Genomic DNA, 22,239 nt, shown 5'->3' with positions numbered 1-22,239 from the left:
CATAGGCTCAGTCTTCTTCCTCGGTGGCGACCAGCTTCCAGTTCGGATCGCGCGAGCGTGTGTCGCGGGCGAAGGTCCAGACATCCTTGACCTCGGCCACCGTCTCGGGATCGCCATCGATGACGGCACCCGCCTTGTCGCGGGTCGCCGAAATCAGTTCGCTCACGATGCGCAGCGTGATGTGGGCCTCGCCGCCCTTCATCTCGGCCGAGACGATGTCGGCCTTGTCGATGCCGACGAAGGAGGACTGGATCTTTTCGGCTTTCGCCTCGCGGTCGCCAATCGCGGCAACGAAGCCGTCAAAAACCTCGCGCGACAACAGGTTCTTCAGCGTTTTTCGGTCGCCATCGGCATAGGCCATGACAATCATCTCGTAGGCCATCTTGGCGCCGTCGACGAAGACTTTGGGGTCGAAGGAGGGATCATTATCCTTGATCGCGCGCAGGCCCTTGTTGAGGTCGGTGTCGGGCTTGGCGAAGGCATCGATGGCCGCGTAGGTCTCGGCAGCCGTCTCGCCCGGCATGCGCTTGCGTGGCAGCGAAACCACATTTTCGGGCTTCTGGGTCGCGTCCTTCTCGGTGCGGCTGGCCGTGTACGGATCGAAGGGCGGGCGCTCGCTGCCCGTGCGGCGGCCAAGCACGTTGCGCAGCTGGAAAAAGATCACCACCGCCGCAATCAGAAAGAAAATGGTGCCGAAGTCGAAGAATCCCATATCTTTCGCCAATCAATCCCTGACCTGGCCGGGACCGCCAGCCAATCGGGCGGCGGTCGCATGGCGTTAAACATGCAAAGCATATAGAACGCATGGCGCAATCATTCAAATCAAAGGCAGGCATACCTATCTAACGGCCTCAGTGCCAGCGGCGATTATGCGCCGCCCGGCAAACATGGAAACGATCGGTCAAGACTTGCGCATTTCCTTCCTTCCTCTGTTCCTGCTTGCGCTGCCGCTGCTGGAAATCGCCGGTTTCGTCATTGTCGGCCGCGAGGTCGGGGCGCTCGCCACGGTCGGCCTGGTGTTGGCTTCAAGCATTGCCGGCGTGCTTCTGCTCCGGCACCAGGGTTTTGGCGTCATGGCGCGGGTCCGCGCCGAGATGGCCGGCGGCGGCGACCCCAGCCGCCAGCTCGCGCATGGCGCCATGATCGTGGTCGCCGCGATCCTGTTGATCATCCCTGGCTTCATTACCGATATTATCGGCCTGCTGCTGTTCCTGCCGCCGGTGCGCGACCTTGCCTGGCGCAAGCTCAAGGGCCGCATCGTCGTCGCGACCGATTTCACCGCCGGCGGTTTTCGCGGCAGGTCGCGCGACAAGGTCATCGACCTCGACGACCGCGACTATTCGCGCGAGGACGATTTCAAGCGCGGTCCCGACCATAACTCGCCGTGGCGCCGCCTGAAGGACGACTGAACGTCACCTTGCCAACGACTGACTATTGACCCCTTTCGGCCTGAAGGCGGCAAACCTTGTCTTGTCTTGCCGACCATGCTAGCCAACGCCCGATTTCAATTCGGTCAGCGCTGCTGTCCAGGCAAAAGGAACAAGGCTCATGGCCAGCAAAGATGACGCGCCGGTCGGCGCCGCCAACGGCAACGGCGAAACGGCGCAGCCGTCGCTCAACGTGCTTGCCCAGTATGTGAAGGACCTGTCCTTCGAAAGCCCCGGCGCGCCGAACTCGCTGCGCGGCCGCGACAAGGCCCCAGGCATTGCGATCAACGTCAATGTCAATGCCAACCCGCTCTCCGACAAGCAGTTCGACGTCAATCTGACCTTGAACGCCAAGGCGTCCTTCGACCAGGAAGTGCTGTTCAATGTCGAACTGGTCTATGGCGGCGTCTTCGCCATCGCCGGCTTCCCGCAGGAGCACATGCTGCCGATCCTGTTCATCGAATGCCCGCGGCTTTTGTTCCCGTTCGCCCGCCAGATCATCGCCGAAGCCACCCGCAATGGCGGCTTCCCGCCGTTGATGCTCGACCCGATCGATTTTGCACAGATGTTCCAGCAGAAGCTGGCCGAGGACCAGGCGGCATCGAAGGTCAAGGTGAGCTGAAGGCAAGCGTCACGCGCATGAGTTGAAAGCCCGGCTTCGTGCCGGGCTTTTATATACTGAGATGCTGGCGGGACAGCACGCCCTCTGCCTTGCCAGGCATCTCCCCCTTAGGGGGAGATTGGCCGTCATCGCGACCTTCGCCAAATTTAGACGTTGCAGGAATGGGCTGGAGCGGCGAAGCTGCTGATCTCCCCCCTTGAGGGGGAGATGGCCGGCAGGCCAGAGAGGGGAGTGACGGAACGCTACCTCCGCGATCCGTTCACCCCGCCGCCACCTTCAGCCACAGCGCCTTTTCGCCCAGCGTCGCCACCAGCCCCGCATGCGCCGCTCGCTCGCCTTCAGTCAGGCGCGGCGGCAGGGCGATTGGCCTGACGGCGATCGAGATGTCGATGTCGGCAACGTCGCCATTGCTGTTGAGCTGCACCACGACCGCGTCGAGGACAAGTGCGGCCTGCTTTCCGCCGATGAGTTCGATGTAGACTTCGGCCAGGAGCTCGGAATCGAGCAGCGCGCCGTGCTTGGTGCGGTGGCCGTTGTCGATGCCGTAGCGGCGGCAGAGCGCGTCGAGCGAATTGGGTCCCATAGGGTGCTTGCGCCGCGCCAGCGCCAGCGTGTCGACGACGCGCCCGGTGTCTATGGCCGGCTGGCCGAGCCGCCCGAATTCCGTGTTGAGGAAGCCGATGTCGAAATTGGCATTGTGGGCGACGAGCTTGGCGCCGTCGGTGAAGGCGAGCCATTCCTCGGCGATTTCGGCAAAGGTCGGCTTGCCGACGAGGTCGGCGGCGCTGATGCCGTGCACGGCTTGCGCCTCGACATGGACGGCGCGCCCCTGCGGATTGATGAATTTGTGGAAGGTGCGGCCGGTCGGGAAGCGGTTCACCAGCTCGACGCCGCCAAGCTCGATGATGCGGTCGTCGCGCATGTCGAGTCCGGTGGTTTCGGTATCGAAAATGATCTCACGCATAGAATCAACCTACTCCTGGAGGAGTAGAATCATGGAGCGGAACAAAATGGCAATGGGTAATGCCGACAGCCTGCCGTCAGGGGCCTGATGGGCGCGACTTATCCCCCAGGAGTTAGCAGGCGAGCTCAGCGTCCTGAGAGCTCGGCAATGATCGCGCCGACCGCGGTGCGGGCGGCGTCCATGCCTTCACCGGTGTCGATGACGAAATCGGCCTGCCGGCGCTTTTCGGCGTCGGGCACCTGCTTGGCCAGGATTGCCGCCAGCTTTTCCTCACTCATGTCAGGACGCGCCAGCACGCGGGCGCGCTGGATATCGGCCGGCGCGGTGACGACGACGACCTTGTCGACACGGTTGCGGCCGCCGGTTTCGAACAGCAGCGGAATGTCGAGCACGACGAGCGGCGCGCCGGCGGCGCGGTGCCTTGCCAGAAAGGCATCGGCATCGGCCCGCACCAGCGGATGGACGATCGCCTCCAATGTCTTCAGCGCAGCAGCGTTGCCGAGCACGCGGCGCGCCAACTCGGTGCGGTCGACCGAACCGGCAATCACGGTGCCGGGAAAGGCCGCCTCGACGAGAGGTGCTGCCTTGCCGGCATAGAGGCGATGCACGGTCTCGTCGGAGTCATGCACCGGCACGCCGGCGTCGACGAACATTTTCGCCGTCGTCGACTTGCCCATGCCGATCGATCCGGTGAGGCCGAGCACGGTCATCATTTGGCGCCCATCATTTGCGACCCATCATTTGGCGAGGATGTCGGCGACGATCATCTGTCGCAACTCAGGCGTGACCTGCGGCATCTTGCCGAACCAGCGTTCGAAACCGGGCACAGCCTGGTGCAACAGCATGCCGAGCCCGTCGACCGTCTTCAAATTTCTCGCGCGGGCAGCGGCAAGCAGCGGTGTTTCCAGCGGCACATAGACGATGTCTGCGACAATGGCGTGAGCTGGCAGGCCGGCCGGATCGGCGGCCAGCGTCGCATCGCCATGCATGCCAAGTGCCGTCGTGTTGATCAGCAAGCCGGCATCGCCAAGCAAGTCGCCGACCGCGCCATGCGCCGAGACGCCGGCCCCGAAGCGGTCGGCGAGTTCCTGCGCCCGCGCCAGTGTGCGGTTTACGATGCGGATATCGTTGATGCCGCGCACTTTAAGCGCGTGGATGACCGCGCGCGACGCGCCGCCGGCGCCGAGCACCACGGCCGGAGCGTTTCTCTCCCAGCCCGGGGCATGCTCGTCGAGATTGCCGGCAAAGCCGATCCAGTCCGAATTGCCGCCCCACAGCACGCCGTCGTCCAGCCACAGCATGTTGACCGCGCCGATCATCTCCGCCGCTTCGTCGCGGCGCTCGACCCGGGCGAAGGCGACTTCCTTGTGTGGAATGGTGACGTTGCCGCCCTGATAGCCATTGGCCTCGAGCGACGAGAGGAACTCGGGAAAATCGGCCGGCGCGACATCGATCGCATAATAGCTGCCGTCGATGCCGTATGTGTTCAGCCAATAGCCGTGGATCTTCGGCGAGCGCGAATGCGCGATCGGATGGCCGGTGACGAAAGCTTTTTTCTCAACCATCGATGGCTCCGAGCGCACGCAATTCCGCCAGCACCGGTAACAGCGGCAGGCCGACAATGGTGAAATAATCGCCTTCGATCTTTTCGAACAGCTGGATGCCTTCGCCCTCGATCTGGTAGGCGCCGACGCTCGACAACGCCTTGGCGCCGACGCGGGCCAGGTGCCGGCCGACGAAGGCCGGATCGAGCTTGCGCATGGTAAGGCTGGCGATGCCGACATGGCGCCACAGCACCTTGCCGTTACGGCAGAGCACGGCGGCGCTGTTCAGCTGATGCGTCTTGCCTGACAGCGCCAACAGATGGCGGCGGGCGCCTTCCATGTCGGCCGGCTTGTGGAACACTTCATCTCCCAGTGACAAAGTCTGGTCGCAGCCGAGCACCAAGGCGCCCGATCTGCGTTCGCTGACCTCGGTCGCCTTGGCTTCGGCGAGTATCAGGGCGACATCTTCCGGCGACACACCGCTGTCCTGCAACGGCGCCTCGAGCGCACGCTCGTCGACATCGGCAGGCACCGCTTCGATGCCGAGCCCGGCATTGATGAGCATTGCTTTGCGGAACGGGCTGCCGGAGGCGAGGATGATTTTTTCGGTCATGGGTTCTGGGCCTGGTCGATAGTGGTTGATTGGGGCAGGAGGTCGCGTTGCCATCCCATCATCTATTCTTCCCCCGCAGGGCAACAATGGCTGCCGCGGTCTCTTCGATCGAGCGGCGGCTGACGTCTATCATCGGCCAATTGTGGCGGGTGCAGATCTGGCGGGCATAGGCGAGCTCTTCGGCGATCGAGGCACGGTCGACATAATCGGTCGCTTCGTAGGTGCTGCTGTTGCCGAGCACGCGGTTCTGCCGGACATGCGAGATGCGTTCGGCGGTGGCGATCAGCCCGACGATCAGCGGCTTGGTGGCAGCGACCAGGCTTTCGGGCACCGGCACGCCGAGCACGATCGGGATGTTGGCGGTCTTGATGCCGCGGTTTGCGAGATAGATGCTGGTCGGCGTCTTCGATGTCCTGGAAATGCCGATCAGCACCACATCCGCGTCGTCCATATTGAGCGGCAGCTGGCCGTCATCATGCTCCATGGTGAAATTGAGTGCGTCGATACGGTGGAAATAATCGGCGTCGAGCACATGCTGGGCGCCGACGCGGCGGCCGGCCGGCGTGCCAAGATAGGACTGGAAGACGGTGAGGACCGGCTCCAGCACCGAAACACAGGGCAGCCCCATGGTGGCGCAGCGCTCGTCAATGCCGCGCGCCAGCTTCTGGTCGACGACGGTGTAGAGGATGATGCCCGGTTCCTCCTCTATGTCCTCGAAGACTTTCGCCACCTGCTTTTCGGTGCGGATGAGCGGATAGATATGCTCGATGGCTCGCGCATCCTTATATTGCGCCGAGGCGGCTCGGCCGGCCGCCAGCAGCGTCTCGCCGGTGGCGTCGGAAATCAGGTGCAGATGAAAGAAGCTCTGGGGTTTGTTCACAGGGGGCGCCTCAGGCTGTGGGCTTGTGTGGATAAATAGGGACCGCAAAGGCGACCGGCTGGAGGCGACTGTATCAGAAGGCCAGTTGTCCACAATTCGATGCGCTGTCAGCTCCACGGTGCGGCTGGGGACAAATCTGGGGACGGGCGTTTTTGCCAGCGCTTCATCCACAGAGGCGGTTTTTCAGCTGCTACGCCAAACCATTGACTCCAGTGATGGAATCCTGGTCATCCACACTCTTTCCCAATCCCGCGGAAGAAACACGCGACAAAATGCTGGCTGGCCTTTTCCAGGGCAAAGCGGGACAGGTGACAACCACCGATACCAACAGACTCTTAGAATCAGAAGATTCTAGAAATAGACTATTTAATTATAGAGAAGGCAGGGAAGAGAGCGCTCAATGCCCGAGAACCGCATCGTGCTGGACGTGCTGAGAGGCGAGGCAGTGTTTCCGCCGCCGCTCTGGATGATGCGCCAGGCCGGGCGCTATCTGCCGGAGTACCGCGAGACCAGAAAGCGCGCCGGGTCCTTCCTCGATCTTTGCTACAATCCTGATCTGGCCGTTGAGGTGACGCTGCAGCCGATCGAGCGCTTTGGCTTCGATGCCTCGATCCTGTTCTCGGACATTCTGGTCGTGCCGCATGCGCTGGGGCGCGATGTCCGCTTCGAGGAGGGCCGCGGGCCGCTGCTGACGCCAATCACTGCAGCTGAGATTTCGGCTCTCAACGGCGAAACGTTTCACGTGAATCTCGAACCGGTCTACGAGACGGTTCGCCGGCTGCGGGCAAGATTGCCTGACGAGACCACGCTGATCGGCTTCTGCGGCGCGCCGTGGACGGTGGCGACCTACGTGATCGCCGGCCACGGCACACCCGACCAGGCGCCGGCGCGGCTGTTTGCCTATCGCGAACCGACGGCCTTCAAGCATCTCCTGAAAGTGCTCGCCGATCACTCCGCGGCCTATTTGATCCGCCAGATCGAAGCCGGTGCCGACGTGGTGCAGATTTTCGATTCCTGGTCCGGCGTGCTTGATGATGCGTCTTTCGAGCAGTTCTGCGTGCAACCGGTGGCGGAGATCGTCAGGCAAGTTCGTGCGGTTCATCGCGATGTTCCGATCATAGGCTTTCCCAAGGGCGCCGGCGCCCGCTACGAGACCTATCGTGAGAAGACCGGGGTGACGGGGCTGGGGATCGACTGGACCGTGCCCCTGTCGGCTGCGAACGAACTGCAGCATTCAGGTGCGGTCCAGGGCAATCTCGATCCCTTGCGGCTTGTGGCTGGCGGCAAAGCCCTGTCGGACGGCGTCGATGCGATCCTCAAGGCGCTGGGCGACGGACCGCTGATCTTCAATCTCGGCCATGGCATTACGCCGGAGACGCCGGTGGCGCATGTCGAGGCGATGGTGAAGCAGGTGCGGAGCGCGACACGCTGATGGCTCAATCGGATAATACGGGCGGCAACAGCACTCGTGGGGCGATGATGCGCATGACCATCGGCATCGGAGTGCTGGTTGTTCTCACCGCACTTTTGTTTTTCTTTGCGCCTGAGGGTTTCTATCCCTGGGCGAAGGCAATCCATATCCTGGCCGTCATCTCCTGGATGGCCGGCATGCTCTATCTGCCGCGATTGCTGGTCTACCACGCCGACGCAGAGAAGGGGTCCGTCCAGTCGGAGACCTTCAAGGTGATGGAGCGGCGTCTGCTGCGCGGCATCATCAATCCGGCGATGATTGTCACCTGGGTGTTCGGGCTTTGGCTTGCCTGGAAAGTGTTTGGCTTTCACGGCGGCTGGCTGCACGCCAAGATGGGCTTGGTGCTGTTGCTGTCGGGTGTGCATGGCTATCTGGCCGGTGCTGTCAGGAAATTCGCCGAGGACCGCAATGAAAAACCGGCGCGGCACTGGCGAATCGTCAACGAGATCCCCACATTGCTGATGATCGCCATCGTCATCCTGGTTGTCGTCAAGCCGTTCTAGGCCCATTTCGGTCGACAAAACGCAGCTTGCTCTTTCCCCCGACCGACGATAAAAGACGGGTCTTCCTTCCCGTCATGCGCCGCCCTTGATGCTTTCGGCCGCGCCCGGCATTTATCGCATCCAGCCGATATATTTTCCCCAAAGCAGATTCAGAGTCCGTCTATGCAAGAAATGAAACTCGCAGAGTTCAAGAACAAGAAGCCGCCAGAGCTGATCGCCTATGCCGAATCGCTCGAAGTGGAAAACGCCAGCGTCATGCGCAAGCAGGAACTGATGTTTGCCATCCTGAAGAAACTGGCCGCCCAGGACGTCGAGATCATCGGCGATGGTGTGGTCGAGTTGTTGCAGGACGGTTTCGGCTTCCTGCGCTCAGCCAATGCCAATTATCTGCCGGGTCCCGACGATATCTACATCTCGCCCTCGCAGATCCGCCGCTTCTCCTTGAAGACCGGCGATACCGTCGAAGGGCCGATCCGCAGCCCAAAAGAGGGCGAGCGCTATTTCGCCCTTCTCAAGGTCAACACGATCAATTTCGACGATCCCGAAAAGATCCGTCACAAGATCCATTTCGACAATCTGACGCCGCTCTATCCGACCAAGCGGCTGAAGATGGAGATCGACAATCCGACCGGCAAGGACATCTCGTCGCGGGTGATCGACCTGGTGGCGCCGATCGGCAAGGGACAGCGCGCGCTCATCAACGCGCAGCCGCGTACCGGTAAAACGGTGCTGATGCAGAATATCGCCCACTCGATCACGGCCAATCATCCGGAATGCTATCTGATCGTACTTCTGATCGACGAACGGCCAGAAGAAGTGACCGACATGCAGCGTTCGGTGAAGGGCGAGGTCGTGTCCTCGACCTTTGACGAACCGGCGGTGCGCCACGTCCAGGTCGCCGAAATGGTCATCGAAAAGGCCAAGCGCCTGGTCGAGCATGGCCGCGACGTCGTTATTCTGCTCGATTCGATCACCCGCCTCGGCCGTGCCTACAACACCGTTGTGCCGTCCTCCGGCAAGGTGCTGACCGGCGGTGTCGACGCCAACGCGCTGCAGCGGCCAAAGCGCTTCTTCGGCGCGGCCCGCAACATCGAGGAAGGCGGCTCGCTGACGATCATCGCCACCGCGCTGATCGACACCGGCAGCCGCATGGACGAAGTCATCTTCGAAGAGTTCAAGGGCACCGGCAACTGCGAAATCCAGCTCGACCGCAAGGTCGCCGACAAGCGCATCTACCCGGCCATGGACATTTTGAAGTCCGGCACCCGCAAGGAAGACCTGCTGGTCTCCAAGCAGGATCTGCAGAAGATCTTCGTCCTGCGCCGCATCCTGGCGCCGATGGGAACCACGGATGCGATCGAGTTCCTGATCGACAAGCTGAAGCAGACCAAGACCAACGCCGATTTCTTCGATTCGATGAACACGTAAGCAGTTTCACCGGATCATCGGTCATGCATGAAACCCCGTTCCGGGAAACCGGGACGGGGTTTTTCATTGCGGGGGCAAACAGGTCGCATTTCCGACAGGGCGTGGCCTTGGGCGGCAATTTCCATCGCCGTCGTCATGCGAGTAATCCCGTCTCGAAGATCGGAGGCCGCATGAAGAAAACAATCCCGACCCTGATCGGCTTCTCGGCCATTCTGACATGGTCGTTCCTGGCGCTGCTTTCGACTGCGGCTGGACCGATTCCGCCCTTTCAGCTGGCGGCGATGACGTTTCTGCTTGGCGGGTTGGCCGGCGCGTCGAGCTGGCTTGTCCGTCCGGCGGCGACCAAGTCGCTGCGCCAGCCGTGGCAGGTCTGGGCGCTCGGCACAGCGGGGCTGTGCATCTATCACTGCGCCTATTTCTTCGCCATCCAGTCGGCGCCGCCGGTCGAGGTCAGCCTGATCGCCTATCTCTGGCCGTTGCTGATCGTCGTCTTTGCCGCCTTCCTGCCTGGAGAAAAGCTTAGGGCCCATCACATCGCCGGCGTCGTGCTCGGCCTTGCCGGCGCCATTGTGGTGATCACCAAGGGCGGCACGATCGGACTGGCCAATGGTGTGATGAAGGGGCATGTCATCGCGCTGTTCTGCGCTTTCATCTGGGCCGGCTATTCGGTTTTATCGCGCCGCTTTGGCAAGGTGCCGACCGATGTCGTCGCCGGCTACTGCTTCATCACGGCTGCGGTCGCCTTGGTGCTGCACCTGACGCTTGAGGCTACCGTCTGGCCACAGACGGCGACGCAGTGGAGCGCCATCGTCATCTTGGGCGTAATACCGCTAGGCGCCGGCTTTTACGCCTGGGACTATGGCTGCAAGCACGGCGACATCATGATCCTCGGCGCCCTCTCCTACGCGGCGCCCCTCTTCTCGGTCATCGTGCTTCTGCTGGCAGGCTTTGGTATGTTTCACTGGTCGGTGGCTGTTGCTTGCATCCTGATCACGGTCGGAGCGGTGGTCGCGGCCAAGGATTTGCTGTTCGCGCCGCGGCCGCCATCCATTGATGTGACGCGGCTTCCTTCGGCCTTGGACGGAAACACGGGTTGCCGGGGTCGCAACAGCGGCTCGGTTCCTACGGATCCGGCCCCACGGGCAGGATAGCCGGTACATAGCTCCGGTCTGCCGGTCTGCGGCCGGATGCCACTGGCCAATGTTAAGTCGATTCGCATCCGTTCCGATCGCGGAGACGATCGGCGTGACGCGGGTCGGGATTCCGATTCGCAACCGGAACGAGGCTTGCCTCATGGGGAGATGGGCTCCAGCTTCACGGTTCCGGGCCAGGAACAGGCATTAACGATACCGGCCTGCCGTAGGGCTTGCTGGCCCGCCCAGAACTGCTTGGCGTCGGGATTAGGACCCGACTGCTCGCACATGGATGACAAGGCGGCTATACAGATTTGGTAATGTCCGGCCGCTCCCGCGATCGACCTTGATATTGACGAACAGCCGGTTCATGACGGCCGCGGCACTGTGGGATTGTCGACCGGACAGCTAGGCGACCGGTGAGAAGGGCAAATGATTTCAGGCGATTCGATCGTTGCGCTTTCCAGCGGGCGCCTGCCCGCCGGCATCGCTGTCATCCGCATTTCCGGACCGAAGACTCGATTCGTCGTCGAAACGGTTGCCGGTGGTAAGGTCAAGGACCGGGTTGCAACCCTGCGCAAGCTCCGAACGGTGGACGGGTCGCTTATCGACAACGGCCTGGTGCTGTTTTTTCCGGGGCCGAACAGTTTTACCGGCGAGGATGTCGCCGAGTTCCAAGTCCATGGCGGCCGCGCCGTGGCCGGCAAGATGCTGGAGATCATTGCCGGGTTTGACGGCGTGCGTCATGCGGAACCTGGTGAATTTACGCGCCGGGCTCTTCTCAACGGCAAGCTGGATCTGGTCGAGACGGAGGCGTTGGCCGATCTGGTCAACGCCGAAACCGAAGCGCAGCGGCGCTTTGCCGTGCAGAATGCCGAAGGAGTGCAAAGCGAACTCTATCTTGGCTGGCGCCGTCGGCTGATCCATGCACGGGCGATGATCGAGGCGGAAATCGACTTCGCCGACGAAGACGACGTGCCCGGTTCGGTTTCGGACACGGTCTGGTCCGATGTGCGCGCAATGGTGGGCGAGATCGGCCGGCATGTCGATGGCTTCCATGCCGCCGAGATCATCCGTGACGGGTTTGAGGTTGTCATCCTCGGTGCACCGAACGCCGGAAAATCCAGCCTGTTCAACGCGCTGGCCAGGCGTGAGGCGGCGATTGTTACCGACGAGCCCGGCACGACGCGGGACTTGCTCGAAGTGGTGCTGGATGTCCACGGAGTGCGGGTCAGGGTAACCGACACCGCGGGCCTGCGCGAGGCGCCCGGCAAGATCGAAGCGATCGGTATCGAAAAGGCGCGGGCCAAGGCGCACACGGCTGACCTGGTGCTGTTGCTGGAAGATCTGGCGGACCCGAGTGCGATCGGCAACATGCCTGTCGAGGCCCCGGCTTTGAGAATCGGCACCAAGGTCGATCTCTTGAAAGGTTCGCCGCGATTGGAGGCGTATGATGCGTTGATCTCGACGGTGGACGGCACTGGGTTGGCTGAACTCCTGGCCGAGATCGGCAGGCGCGCCGCGGCTGCTATCGGCGATGCCGGTGACATCCTGCCGTCGCGGTTGCGGCATGTGGAGCTGCTCAATGAGACCAGGCGCTTTCTGATCTCGGCTTTGTCGGGGCAAGAGCGCGGCCAGGAGCTGCGGGCGGAGGAGCTGCGTCTTGCGGCGGACCGGCTCGGCCGGATTGTCGGCGCGGTGGATGTCGAGGACCTGCTGGACGTAATCTTTTCGCAGTTTTGCATTGGGAAGTGACTCACGTGAAACAGGGGGGCGCGCTGTGTGAGTGACTCACGTGAAACACAGGGGGCGGCCCAAGTGCGTGTTTCACGTGAAATGAGGAGTTTGGCAAAAACGGCAAGTGCCGAAGGCCGGCCCCGCCCCTCATTGTCCTCCCGGGCATTTCTCAAGTGCAGTGACGGGGAGAAAGATACTGCTATCCGGGATTTCGCCAACACCGGAGCGCGCCAGCGCTTGAGCTCTACCCTTCTCCCCGTTCACCGGGAGAAGATGCCGGCAGGCAGATGAGGGGCAGCGCCAGCCGAGGTAATTGTCCCCGCTTCCCTGACTCACGTGAAACACCTCTGCGGCTTTCAGCACTCCGTTCCCCGTGAACGAATTAACCTGCAATCCTTGACAGCGTCCTCTCGTGGGGACATGTGTCGGGAAATCTCTGAATCTGGAAGGGACAATGATCGATCACTATGATGTGGTTGTGGTGGGCGGTGGCCATGCCGGGTGCGAGGCTGCGAGCGCTGCCGCGCGCGCCGGCGCCATGACCGCGCTGGTCACGCTGCGCTTCGACACGATCGGTGTCATGTCCTGCAATCCGGCGATCGGCGGCCTCGGGAAGGGCCATCTGGTGCGTGAGATCGACGCCATGGACGGGCTGATGGGCCGCATCGCCGATGCTGCCGGCATCCAATTCCGCCTGCTCAATCGCCGCAAAGGCCCTGCCGTGCGCGGGCCGCGTACGCAGGCCGACCGCAAGCTGTATCGGCTGGCCATGCAGGAAGCGATTCGGCAACAGAACGGTCTCGACGTCGTCGAAGGCGAGGTACTGGACTTCGACATCGTGGATGGACGCATCGCCGCTGTGCTCCTGGCCGACGGGCGCCGGTTGGCGTGCGGCGCCGTGGTGCTGACCACCGGCACCTTCCTTCGCGGCCTCATCCACATTGGCGACAGGAAGATTGTCGCCGGGCGGATGAACGAGCAAGCGAGCCTTGGCCTGTCGGCGACGATGAGCCGCGCCGGTTTCGCGCTTGGACGGCTGAAGACCGGCACGCCGCCGCGGCTCGATGGCCGCACCATCGACTGGCCGTCGCTGGAAAGCCAGGCGGCCGACGAACATCCAGTGCCGTTCTCGCTGCTCACCGACACAATCAAGAATCCGCAAATCCATTGCGGCATCACGCGTACGACACCGGCGACGCACGAGCTGATCCGCGCCAATCTCGGCCGCTCCGCCATGTATTCCGGCTCGATAGAGGGGGTCGGACCACGCTATTGCCCGTCGATCGAAGACAAGATCGTCAAGTTCGGCGATCGCGAAGGCCACCAGATTTTCCTCGAGCCGGAAGGGCTGGACGACGACACGGTCTACCCCAATGGCATTTCGACCTCCCTGCCCGAGGATGTGCAACTCGACATTCTCAAAACTATACCCGGGCTAGAGCGGGCGACCATGCTGCAGCCCGGCTACGCCATCGAATACGACCATGTTGATCCGCGCGAGTTGGAGCCGACGCTTGAGGCCAAACGTATTGCGGGGCTTTTCCTAGCCGGTCAGATCAACGGCACCACCGGTTATGAAGAAGCCGGAGCGCAGGGCCTGCTCGCCGGGCTCAACGCCGCGCGCAAGGCGGCGGCCGACGACCAAATCGTGCTCAGCCGCACCGAAGCCTATATCGGTGTGATGGTCGACGACCTCACCAGCCGCGGCATTGCCGAGCCCTACCGCATGTTCACTTCGCGGGCGGAGTTTCGCCTATCGCTGCGCGCCGACAATGCCGATGAAAGGCTTACGCCTCTGGCAAATCGGCTTGGTATCGTGTCGCCGGAGCGGACGCAGCGGTTCAATCAAGTCACACAGGATCTTGATAGGGCGCGCGAACTTGCAGTTGCGACGACGATGACGCCCAACGAAGCGGCGCGGCATGGGCTGGAGATCAACAGGGACGGCGTGCGCCGCTCCGCTTATGAATTGCTCGCTCATCCCGGCGTCGATATATCCTGGCTGGCCCGTGTTGCGCCGGCCTTTGGCGCAATCGACGTCATAACCGCTGAGCGGCTCGAAACGGAAGCGAAATATTCGGTTTATCTTGATCGCCAGCAGGCGGATGTCGGACAGATCCGCCGCGAGGAAAGCCGGCTGATCCCGGCGTCGGTGGATTTCGCCGATGTTCCTGGCCTGTCCAATGAGCTGAAGCAGAAGATGCTAACGCGTCAGCCCCGGTCGATCGCTGACGCGCAGCGTATGGAAGGCATGACGCCGGCGGCGCTGGCCATCATCGTCGCGCACGTCCGCAACGCCGAATCGGCCGCCCAAAGGGCCGTTGCGTGAGCGCTGCCTCATGGGCGAGCCTGCAAGAGGCCGCGGGACCGGTTTCACGTGAAACATTCGATCGCCTGGTGACGTTCGAACAGTTGTTCCTGAAATGGAACCGCAGCATCAATCTTGCCGCGCCGTCGACGCTGGACGATGTCTGGGGCCGCCATATTCTTGACAGCGCGCAGCTGGCGCGAATCGCACCGCAGGCCAAACGCTGGGCCGATCTCGGTTCGGGCGGCGGTTTTCCGGGCCTGGTAATGGCCTTCCTGCTGGTCGAACGCGATGGCGCGTCGATCTATCTGGTCGAGAGCAACCGCAAGAAAGCATCGTTTTTACAGGCGGTCATTGGCCAGTTCGGTTTGCCGGCACGGGTCGTCGCCCGGCGCATCGACGACAGCTATGCGCTTGTTTCCGAACCGGAAATCATCACGGCGCGGGCGCTGGCCGCGCTGCCGGCGCTGCTCGATCTGTCGGCGCCGTGGCTGACCAAGGGATCGCGGGCGCTGTTCCACAAAGGCCGGGATTACCGCTCCGAGGTGGAAGAAAGCACTCACCGCTGGGCTTTCGATCTGGTAGAACATCCGAGCATTACCGACGCCCATGGCGTCATCCTCGAAGTGACCGATCTGCAGACTGCGTAAGCTCTCCTTCGCAACCTTGGCGACGCAATGAATACCTGGCCCACATGAATACCTGGCACAGACCCATGAAAACCGGACCTCGCATCATCACCGTCGCCAACCAGAAGGGCGGCGTCGGCAAGACAACCACCGCCATCAATCTGGCCACGGCGCTGGCCGCGATCGGCGAAAAGGTGCTGATCGTCGATCTCGACCCGCAAGGCAATGCCTCGACGGGTCTCGGTATCGACCGCAAGGACCGCACCGTCTCCTCCTACGATGTGCTGACCGGCGAACTGGGCCTGGAAGAGGCCGCCATTCCAACGGCGGTGCCCGGCCTGTCGATCGTGCCGTCGACGCTCGATCTGCTCGGCATCGAGATGGAAATCGCCTCGGCGCCGGATCGCGTGCTTAAGCTGCGCAACGCGCTGCGCGCCGCCACCGAGCGCGGTGCGCCGTTCGGCTATGTGCTGATCGACTGCCCGCCCTCGCTCAACCTTTTGACTTTGAATTCAATGGCGGCAGCCGATTCTGTTCTTGTGCCGCTGCAGTGCGAGTTCTTCGCGCTGGAAGGGCTAAGCCAACTCCTGGAAACGGTGGAGCAGGTGCGCCGTTCGATCAATCCGGACCTGATCATCCAGGGCATCGTGCTGACCATGTATGACGGCCGCAACAACCTCGCCAACCAGGTGGTGCAGGACGTGCGGGCACACATGGGCGACAAGGTCTACGAGACCATCATTCCTAGGAATGTGCGAGTGTCCGAGGCGCCGTCCTATGGCAAGCCGGCGATTCTCTACGACCTGAAATGCTCCGGCAGCCAAGCCTATCTGCAACTGGCATCCGAAGTGATCCGCCGCGAGCGAAAATTGCGCGCGGCATGATTAGGCAAGTCGATAAACCAAGCCGATCCGGCGCCGAAACGATCAAGAATCTGGAATTGAGATGAGCGAAGACCTTTCGAGAAAGAGACTGGGGCGTGGACTAGCGGCGCTGATCGGGGAGATCGACCGCCCGGTGGCAGCGGCCGAAAAGCCAGGCCTGAATGCCGACGGCAAGGTGCCAATCGAGTTCCTGAGCCCGAACCCGAAAAACCCGCGCCGGCACTTTGGCGACGCCGACCTCACCGATCTCGCGCAGTCGATCCGCGAGCATGGCGTGGTGCAGCCGGTGGTGGCGCGGCCTTCGCCCACGCAGGCCGGGCGCTACGAGATCATCGCCGGCGAGCGCCGCTGGCGGGCGGCGCAGCGAGCCGGGCTGACCGAGATCCCGATCATCGTGCGCGACGTCAACGACCGCACAGCGCTCGAACTGGCGATCATAGAAAACGTCCAGCGCACCGACCTCAACCCGGTCGAGGAGGCGCTCGGCTACCAGCAGTTGATCGACGACCACGGCTACACACAGGCCGACCTCGGCAATGTCATCGGCAAGAGCCGGAGCCACGTCGCCAACACGCTGCGGCTGCTGAAGCTGCCCGACGTGATCCGCGACATGCTGGTCGACGGCGCGCTGTCGGCCGGCCATGCCCGGACGCTAGTGACGGCGCAGGATCCCGCCGGGCTAGCCAAGCAGATCGTCGAAGACGGGCTTTCGGTGCGCCAGGCCGAGGCGCTGGCGCAAATGCCGGCGGGCGGCACGCCGCCCAAGGCAAACCCGGCACACGGCGCATCGGGCAAGGATGCCGACACGCTGGCGCTGGAAAGGCTGATGACCAACACGATCGGCATGATCGTGACCATCGAGCACAAGGGCAAAGGCGGCGCGATCCGCGTGGACTACCGCAGTCTGGAGCAGCTCGACGAGCTATGCCGGCGGTTGAAGGATGAGCGGTAGAGGGTTGGGGTTGCGCCATATTTAGCCGGCGAATGAAGTTCTGGCTTAGGATGAAGAAAGGGCTTGGCGGTTGCCGGCCCTTCTTTTTATTGGGGATTGCCGAAGGGATCGAACTGCTGATCTCCCCCCTTGAGGGGGAGATGGCCGGCAGGCCAGAAGGGTCGTCTCCCATCAAGCGCCGACCTCGTTCGTCGTTGCGAAAGGCGCCAGCGCTCCACGCGCCGCGACCCCCTCTGTCGCCTTTGGCGACATCTCCCCCTCAAGGGGGGAGATCACCGCTGCGCCAGCCTCGCGCTCTCCACCGCAATGCCGAGCAGCGCCTGCCGCGCCAGCGCTTCCGACAAATCCGGCCTGCGCCTGGTCTGCAGCACGGCCGATTGCAGCCGGTTCAGCGCGCGGCTGAGCGCCTCGACGTTCCAGCGCTCCAGCGCCTTCTCCACCAGCTTGCGCCGCGAGAAAAACACCGGCGGACGGGCGCCGGCCACTGCCGAGGCGGCGTTGCGGCCGGCGGTGTCCATCTGGCCGCGCATGACCTGAAGCTGCTGCAGCTGCCGCATCGCCGAGGACAGTACCAGGAAAGGATGGCCGCCGGACAGGCAGTGGCGGGTGAAGGCGGTGTCGAAGTCACCGATCTTGCCTTCCAGCACAGCATCGACCGCGTCGTCGAAGGAGGCGCCGGAAACGTCGCCGGACATCGCCCTGACGTCATCGAGGCCAATGTCCTTCTGGCCGTGGGCGTAAAGCACCAGCTTTTCGATTTCACCGCGCGAGGCCAGCCGGTCGCCGCCGAGATTGCGGCGCAGCGCCTGGCGCGCATCGAGCGCCATTGACATGCCGGCCTTGCGCAACTCGTCGTCGATGACGCTGTCGATGTCGCGCGCTTCATCGGCATAACAAGGCAGCGCCATGGCGTTGTCGGCCGCCTCGACCACGGCGCGCAGCCCGACGCCTTTTTTCAGGTCGCCGGCCTCGATGAGAATGATCGCGTCGCGCGCGGGCTCCGCGGTCAGCGCCTTGACGTCCTCAGCCAGCGGCTTCTGGCCGCTGGCGTTGCGCACCCACAGAAGCCGCCGGTCGGAGAACATCGGCACGGTCCGGGCTTCGTCGAGCAGCCGGCCCTGGTCGCGATCGACCTCCGCGCCGTCGAGCCGTACGACGGAAAACGGATCGTCGAGCGGCAGGCCAGTTTTCGCGGCAAAGGTTTTGGCCCGCTCGGCGACCAAGCCGCGGTCGGGTCCGTAAAGCAGGACGATCGATATGCGCGCTTCCGGCTTCGCCAGCCACGAATCGACTTCGTATCCTTTTTTCTGCGCCATTAGCGGTGGTTAGCATGGGGAGAGGGCGGAGTGAACGTTCTCCAGAGAGTTCGAGACCCTATTGCCCTTCCTCTCCCTCCGGAGGGGGGAGAGGTGGCTCGGCGAAGCCGAGACGGAGTGGGGGAACCACCTGGCAACCGCCGCGATGGACATAGGAAGGGCAATAGGGGCAAACATCACCTCGCCTTGCGCCCCAAGGGTCGACATCCACTCCGTCGACCCCCACTCCGTCGAGCTTCGCTCGACACCNCGCATTGCTTTGGTGAACGGTCGACCCCCACTCCGTCGAGCTTCGCTCGACACCTCTCCCCCGATCGACGGGGGAGAGGAAGGGCTCCCTTCCGCAACCGTTGCGGAGGATGGGCAGGCAGGTGAGGGGCAGCGCAAACGTCCGCAGGAGATTCAAACCCTGAAGCGCTGCCTTAGACCGATATGCGAGATTGATCCGAGCTGGCGCGCCAGCGCCACTTATGTCCAACACGGTACGAATCCGGCCGATGCAAAATCGTTACCTGCCCTATTTATTGACCTTGCCCAGCCTGTTTCTGGCCGCAGTCGTCATCTTCTGGCCGGTCTGGGACCTGATCCAGATATCGACGCATGATGTCAGCCGTTTTGGGCAGCTGCGGGACTTCAACGATTTCGCCAATTATTCCGCCTTCCTCGCCGATCCCGATTTCCTGGCGGCACTCTGGCGCACCGGCCTGTGGACCGTGCTGGTGGTCGGCGGCGCGCTGCTGTTGTCCGTCCCCGTGGCGATGATCCTCAACACCGATTTCCACGGCCGCGGCATTGCCCGCGTCATCATCATGCTGCCCTGGGCGGTGTCGCTGACGATGACGGCGGTGGTCTGGCGCTGGGCGCTCAACGGCGAAAGCGGGATGCTGAACTCGGCGCTGATCGGGCTTGGCCTGATCCATGAAAACATCCAGTGGCTGGCGCGCGCCGAGACGGCATTCCCGATGCAGGTGCTCATCGGCATATTGGTGACGGTACCGTTCACCACGACCATCTTCCTCGGCGGCCTGTCGTCGATCCCCGACGACCTCTACGAGGCGGCGGCCCTGGAAGGGGCGACGCCGCTGCAGCAGTTTCGCGAGATCACCTTTCCGCTGCTGAAGCCGTTCATCAACATCGCCATCGTGCTCAACACCATCTACGTCTTCAATTCCTTCCCGATCATCTGGGTGATGACGCAGGGCGGGCCGGCCAACTCGACCGACATATTGGTCACCCATCTCTACAAGCTGGCCTTCCGCATCGGCAAACTGGGGGAAGCATCGGCAGTGTCGCTGCTGATGTTCGCCATCCTTTTGATCTTCACCATGATCTATGTGCGCCTCGCCATGCGGGAGCAACGCGCATGACGCCCAAGCTGAAGCGCACGATCATTGCCTGGCTGCTGCTTTCGCCGCTGCTCGTGGTGACGATCTTTCCGTTTGCCGTGATGTTTTTGACCGCGGTCAAGCCAAGGCAGGAGGTGCTGTCGCCGACCTGGTGGCCAAGCGAATTCCACTGGTCGAATTTTGCCGACATGTGGACGGCGACCGGCTTTGGCAAGGCACTGGCCAATTCGCTCTATGTCTCTGTTATCGCCACCGTCGGCGCCATCCTGATCTCGGTGCCGGCTGCTTACGCCATGTCGCGGTTTCGCTTTTCCGGCTACGGCGCCTTCCGCCAGTTCCTGCTGATCTCGCAGATGATCTCGCCGATCGTGCTGGTGCTTGGCCTGTTCCGGCTGATGGCCGCCTGGGGCCTGATCGAATCGACGACGGCGCTCGGCGTCATCTACATGGCTTTCAACGTCGCCTTCACCGTGTGGATGCTGCAGAGTTATTTCGACACCATCCCGCGCGATCTCGAGGAAGCAGCGTGGGTGGAGGGCGCCGGCCGCTGGCTGACCTTGCGAAAAGTGTTTCTGCCGCTTTGCCTGCCGGCAATCGCGGTCACCGCCATCTTCACCTTCATCAACGCATGGAATGAGTTCGTCGTCGCGCTCACAATGCTGCGCAGCCAGGAAAGTTACACGCTGCCGATCCAGGTGTTCTCGCTGGTCGCCGGTCGCTACACGATCGAATGGCACCATGTAATGGCGGCGACGCTGCTGGCGACGCTGCCGGTGGCGATTCTGTTCATCTGGCTGCAGCGCTATCTCGTCCGCGGGCTGGCGCTCGGGGCCGTAAAATAGCAATGCCAGGAAAAGTGTGGAGCGGTTTTCCGTCCGGAATTGCGAAAAACAAATAGCCGTACGGAGTTTTCATGCGCATCTTCACCGCCTCGCTGGCGACCGAAACCAACACCTTCTCGCCGGTGCCGACCGACCGGGCGTCGTTCGAGATGGCGTTCTATGCCGGGCCGGGCAAGCATCCTGATACACCGACCTTGTGCTCCTCGCCGATGGTCGCGCTGCGCCGGCGCGCGGCTGCCGAAGGGCTGACCGTCGTCGAAGGCACCGCCACCTGGGCGGAGCCGGGCGGGCTGGTGCAGCGGCAGACCTATGAGGCGTTGCGCGACGAGATTCTCGGCCAGTTGAAGGCAGCTTTGCCGGTCGACGCCGTCATCCTCGGCCTGCATGGCGCGATGGTGGCGCAAGGCTATGACGATTGCGAGGGCGATCTGCTGGAACGGGTTCGCGCAATCGTCGGGCCCGACGTGGTGATCGCGGTCGAGCTCGACCCGCACAGTCATCTGACCCCAAAGCGCGTCGCGGCATGCAATGTCATGGCCTATTTCCTCGAATTCCCGCACACCGACTTCTATGAGCGCGGCGAACATGTCGTCGAGCTTGGATTGGCGGCGGCGCGCGACGAGATCAAGCCGGTGATCTCGACGTTCGACTGCCGCATGATCCAGGTGCTGCCGACCAGCCGCGAGCCGATGCGCTCCTTCGTCGACCGCATCAAGGCGCTGCACGGCAAGGACGGCGTGCTGTCGGTCTCGGTCATCCATGGCTTCATGGCCGCGGACGTGCCGGAAATGGGCACGCGCATCCTGGTCGTGACCGACAATGACAAGGCCAAGGGCGATGCGCTGGCGGAGAGGCTAGGGCACGAGCTTTACGCCATCCGCGAAAGGACGGCGATGACGATGCTGAACACCGAGGACGGCATCGCGCGGGCACTGGCCGTGCGCAAGGAAAATCCCGGCAAGCCGGTTGTGATTGCCGACATCTGGGACAATCCCGGCGGTGGCGTCGCCGGCGACGGTACGGTCGTGCTGCGCGCCATGCTGGAACAGGGCGTGGACAATTTTGGCGTGGCGACGATCTGGGACCCGATCGCCGTCACATTTTGCCAGGCGGCAGGCGAAGGCGCCGTCATCGACCTGCGCTTCGGCGGCAAGGCCGGGCCGCTGGCCGGCGAACCGATCGATGCGCGCGTCAAGGTGTTGAAAGCCGTCCCCGAGGGCTGGCAGAGCTTCGGGCCGAGCCGGGTGACGCTCGGACCGACGGCGCTGGTGCGGTTCGAAGGCACCGAAATCGACATCATCCTCAACACCAACCGCACGCAGACCTTCGAGCCGGATGTCTTCTCCAACATCGGTGTCGATCCGTTGTCGAAGGACATATTGCTGATCAAGTCGACCAACCATTTCTACGCCGGCTTCGCACCGATCGCGGCGGAGATCATCTATGTCTCGGCGCCGAGCTCGTATCCGAGCAATCCGGCGGTGACGGATTACAAGAAGCTGACGCGGCCGGTTTGGCCAAGGGTGGCGGACCCTTGGCGCTATTGATCTCCCCACTTGAGGGGGAGATGTCGCCAAAGGCGACAGAGGGGGTCGCCTCGCGTGAAGCGCCGACCTTCATCTGCCGCAGGAGGTCGAGCC

The 22,239-nt window shown here is 62.8% G+C and carries 21 protein-coding genes; 14 read left to right on the top strand and 7 right to left on the bottom strand.

Annotated features, from left to right (window positions below):
- Positions 1 to 7 precede the first annotated feature (7 nt).
- The gene (locus X756_RS160505; RefSeq protein WP_023672103.1) at positions 8 to 712 is read right to left on the bottom strand and encodes a Tim44/TimA family putative adaptor protein; all 705 of its coding nucleotides are present in this window, start codon (positions 710 to 712) and stop codon (positions 8 to 10) included.
- A 196-nt stretch (positions 713 to 908) separates the two neighbouring features.
- Here X756_RS160505 and X756_RS160510 point away from each other — a divergent pair, with 196 nt between their 5' ends.
- Both X756_RS160510 and secB read left to right on the top strand, forming a co-directional pair.
- Positions 909 to 1,409, top strand: coding sequence for an FxsA family protein (locus X756_RS160510; RefSeq protein ID WP_023698096.1), 501 nt, complete (start codon positions 909 to 911; stop codon positions 1,407 to 1,409).
- A gap of 139 nt (positions 1,410 to 1,548) precedes the next feature.
- Positions 1,549 to 2,049 (top strand): protein-export chaperone SecB, encoded by a 501-nt coding sequence (gene secB, locus X756_RS160515; protein WP_023672105.1) that lies wholly within the window; start codon positions 1,549 to 1,551, stop codon positions 2,047 to 2,049.
- Between the two features lie 259 nt (positions 2,050 to 2,308).
- Here the strand turns inward: secB and dnaQ are convergent, their stop codons facing one another.
- From dnaQ to X756_RS160540, 5 genes are all read right to left on the bottom strand, one after another.
- Positions 2,309 to 3,013 (bottom strand): DNA polymerase III subunit epsilon, encoded by a 705-nt coding sequence (gene dnaQ / locus X756_RS160520; RefSeq protein ID WP_023728728.1) that lies wholly within the window; start codon positions 3,011 to 3,013, stop codon positions 2,309 to 2,311.
- Between the two features lie 125 nt (positions 3,014 to 3,138).
- Positions 3,139 to 3,723 carry a dephospho-CoA kinase gene (coaE, locus tag X756_RS160525; RefSeq protein ID WP_023698098.1) on the bottom strand — a complete coding sequence of 195 codons (585 nt, stop codon included), beginning with the start codon at positions 3,721 to 3,723 and terminating at the stop codon, positions 3,139 to 3,141.
- A 27-nt stretch (positions 3,724 to 3,750) separates the two neighbouring features.
- Positions 3,751 to 4,578, bottom strand: a complete 828-nt coding sequence (locus X756_RS160530) for a shikimate dehydrogenase (protein ID WP_023698099.1) — start codon at positions 4,576 to 4,578, stop codon at positions 3,751 to 3,753.
- Positions 4,571 to 5,170: a Maf-like protein gene (locus X756_RS160535; RefSeq protein ID WP_023698100.1), complete on the bottom strand. Its 600-nt coding sequence runs from the start codon at positions 5,168 to 5,170 to the stop codon at positions 4,571 to 4,573. The genes X756_RS160530 and X756_RS160535 overlap by 8 nt, the downstream gene beginning before the upstream one ends.
- A 58-nt stretch (positions 5,171 to 5,228) precedes the next feature.
- Entirely contained in the window at positions 5,229 to 6,050 is an 822-nt protein-coding gene (locus tag X756_RS160540) for a pyruvate, water dikinase regulatory protein (protein WP_023672110.1), read from the bottom strand.
- Positions 6,051 to 6,450: 400 nt separating this feature from the next.
- Here X756_RS160540 and hemE point away from each other — a divergent pair, with 400 nt between their 5' ends.
- From hemE to X756_RS160585, 9 genes are all read left to right on the top strand, one after another.
- Positions 6,451 to 7,482, top strand: a complete 1,032-nt coding sequence (gene hemE, locus X756_RS160545) for a uroporphyrinogen decarboxylase (protein WP_023728727.1) — start codon at positions 6,451 to 6,453, stop codon at positions 7,480 to 7,482.
- Positions 7,482 to 8,024, top strand: coding sequence for a protoporphyrinogen oxidase HemJ (hemJ, locus tag X756_RS160550; RefSeq protein WP_023692917.1), 543 nt, complete (start codon positions 7,482 to 7,484; stop codon positions 8,022 to 8,024). Before hemE ends, hemJ begins: the two co-directional genes overlap by 1 nt.
- Before the next feature lie 162 nt (positions 8,025 to 8,186).
- Positions 8,187 to 9,452: a transcription termination factor Rho gene (gene rho, locus X756_RS160555; protein ID WP_023672113.1), complete on the top strand. Its 1,266-nt coding sequence runs from the start codon at positions 8,187 to 8,189 to the stop codon at positions 9,450 to 9,452.
- 170 nt (positions 9,453 to 9,622) lie between these two features.
- Positions 9,623 to 10,603, top strand: coding sequence for an EamA family transporter (locus X756_RS160560; protein ID WP_023728726.1), 981 nt, complete (start codon positions 9,623 to 9,625; stop codon positions 10,601 to 10,603).
- 414 nt (positions 10,604 to 11,017) lie between these two features.
- Positions 11,018 to 12,340, top strand: coding sequence for a tRNA uridine-5-carboxymethylaminomethyl(34) synthesis GTPase MnmE (mnmE, locus tag X756_RS160565; protein ID WP_023728725.1), 1,323 nt, complete (start codon positions 11,018 to 11,020; stop codon positions 12,338 to 12,340).
- 436 nt (positions 12,341 to 12,776) lie between these two features.
- Entirely contained in the window at positions 12,777 to 14,651 is a 1,875-nt protein-coding gene (mnmG, locus tag X756_RS160570) for a tRNA uridine-5-carboxymethylaminomethyl(34) synthesis enzyme MnmG (protein ID WP_023728724.1), read from the top strand.
- Complete coding sequence (rsmG, locus tag X756_RS160575) at positions 14,648 to 15,280, top strand: 16S rRNA (guanine(527)-N(7))-methyltransferase RsmG (RefSeq protein ID WP_023728723.1); 633 nt, start codon at positions 14,648 to 14,650, stop codon at positions 15,278 to 15,280. Before mnmG ends, rsmG begins: the two co-directional genes overlap by 4 nt.
- Before the next feature lie 65 nt (positions 15,281 to 15,345).
- Complete coding sequence (locus tag X756_RS160580; RefSeq protein ID WP_023672118.1) at positions 15,346 to 16,143, top strand: ParA family protein; 798 nt, start codon at positions 15,346 to 15,348, stop codon at positions 16,141 to 16,143.
- Between the two features lie 61 nt (positions 16,144 to 16,204).
- Positions 16,205 to 17,095, top strand: a complete 891-nt coding sequence (locus X756_RS160585; RefSeq protein WP_023728722.1) for a ParB/RepB/Spo0J family partition protein — start codon at positions 16,205 to 16,207, stop codon at positions 17,093 to 17,095.
- 272 nt (positions 17,096 to 17,367) lie between these two features.
- Here X756_RS160585 and holA read toward each other — a convergent pair whose 3' ends face one another.
- A complete protein-coding gene (gene holA, locus X756_RS160590; RefSeq protein WP_023728721.1) occupies positions 17,368 to 18,411 on the bottom strand; it encodes a DNA polymerase III subunit delta in 1,044 nt (347 codons plus the stop codon).
- A 497-nt stretch (positions 18,412 to 18,908) separates the two neighbouring features.
- On the opposite strand from holA, the gene X756_RS160600 reads away from it, so the two are divergent.
- From X756_RS160600 to X756_RS160610, 3 genes are all read left to right on the top strand, one after another.
- Positions 18,909 to 19,778 carry a sugar ABC transporter permease gene (locus tag X756_RS160600; RefSeq protein ID WP_023728719.1) on the top strand — a complete coding sequence of 290 codons (870 nt, stop codon included), beginning with the start codon at positions 18,909 to 18,911 and terminating at the stop codon, positions 19,776 to 19,778.
- Positions 19,775 to 20,599 (top strand): carbohydrate ABC transporter permease, encoded by an 825-nt coding sequence (locus X756_RS160605; RefSeq protein WP_023728718.1) that lies wholly within the window; start codon positions 19,775 to 19,777, stop codon positions 20,597 to 20,599. The genes X756_RS160600 and X756_RS160605 overlap by 4 nt, the downstream gene beginning before the upstream one ends.
- Positions 20,600 to 20,670: 71 nt before the next feature.
- Positions 20,671 to 22,146, top strand: a complete 1,476-nt coding sequence (locus X756_RS160610; protein ID WP_023728717.1) for a M81 family metallopeptidase — start codon at positions 20,671 to 20,673, stop codon at positions 22,144 to 22,146.
- Positions 22,147 to 22,239: the final 93 nt, after the last annotated feature.

Origin of the sequence: Mesorhizobium sp. LNJC405B00 (assembly GCF_000502615.1) — a bacterium.
Classification (GTDB): domain Bacteria; phylum Pseudomonadota; class Alphaproteobacteria; order Rhizobiales; family Rhizobiaceae; genus Mesorhizobium.
The sequence above is the reverse complement of the archived record's forward strand: the minus strand, read 5'-3'. Positions and strand labels throughout refer to the sequence as shown.

Coding starts and splice junctions, on each gene's coding strand:
- mnmE (WP_023728725.1), top strand. CDS start 11,018: ATGATTTCAGGCGATTCGATCGTTGCGCTTTCCAGCGGGCGCCTGCCC.
- hemJ (WP_023692917.1), top strand. CDS start 7,482: ATGGCTCAATCGGATAATACGGGCGGCAACAGCACTCGTGGGGCGATG.
- dnaQ (WP_023728728.1), bottom strand. CDS start 3,013: ATGCGTGAGATCATTTTCGATACCGAAACCACCGGACTCGACATGCGC.
- rho (WP_023672113.1), top strand. CDS start 8,187: ATGCAAGAAATGAAACTCGCAGAGTTCAAGAACAAGAAGCCGCCAGAG.
- holA (WP_023728721.1), bottom strand. CDS start 18,411: ATGGCGCAGAAAAAAGGATACGAAGTCGATTCGTGGCTGGCGAAGCCG.
- X756_RS160535 (WP_023698100.1), bottom strand. CDS start 5,170: ATGACCGAAAAAATCATCCTCGCCTCCGGCAGCCCGTTCCGCAAAGCA.
- X756_RS160505 (WP_023672103.1), bottom strand. CDS start 712: ATGGGATTCTTCGACTTCGGCACCATTTTCTTTCTGATTGCGGCGGTG.
- X756_RS160610 (WP_023728717.1), top strand. CDS start 20,671: ATGCGCATCTTCACCGCCTCGCTGGCGACCGAAACCAACACCTTCTCG.
- mnmG (WP_023728724.1), top strand. CDS start 12,777: ATGATCGATCACTATGATGTGGTTGTGGTGGGCGGTGGCCATGCCGGG.
- X756_RS160605 (WP_023728718.1), top strand. CDS start 19,775: ATGACGCCCAAGCTGAAGCGCACGATCATTGCCTGGCTGCTGCTTTCG.
- X756_RS160600 (WP_023728719.1), top strand. CDS start 18,909: ATGCAAAATCGTTACCTGCCCTATTTATTGACCTTGCCCAGCCTGTTT.
- X756_RS160560 (WP_023728726.1), top strand. CDS start 9,623: ATGAAGAAAACAATCCCGACCCTGATCGGCTTCTCGGCCATTCTGACA.
- hemE (WP_023728727.1), top strand. CDS start 6,451: ATGCCCGAGAACCGCATCGTGCTGGACGTGCTGAGAGGCGAGGCAGTG.
- X756_RS160585 (WP_023728722.1), top strand. CDS start 16,205: ATGAGCGAAGACCTTTCGAGAAAGAGACTGGGGCGTGGACTAGCGGCG.
- X756_RS160530 (WP_023698099.1), bottom strand. CDS start 4,578: ATGGTTGAGAAAAAAGCTTTCGTCACCGGCCATCCGATCGCGCATTCG.
- secB (WP_023672105.1), top strand. CDS start 1,549: ATGGCCAGCAAAGATGACGCGCCGGTCGGCGCCGCCAACGGCAACGGC.
- coaE (WP_023698098.1), bottom strand. CDS start 3,723: ATGACCGTGCTCGGCCTCACCGGATCGATCGGCATGGGCAAGTCGACG.
- X756_RS160580 (WP_023672118.1), top strand. CDS start 15,346: ATGAAAACCGGACCTCGCATCATCACCGTCGCCAACCAGAAGGGCGGC.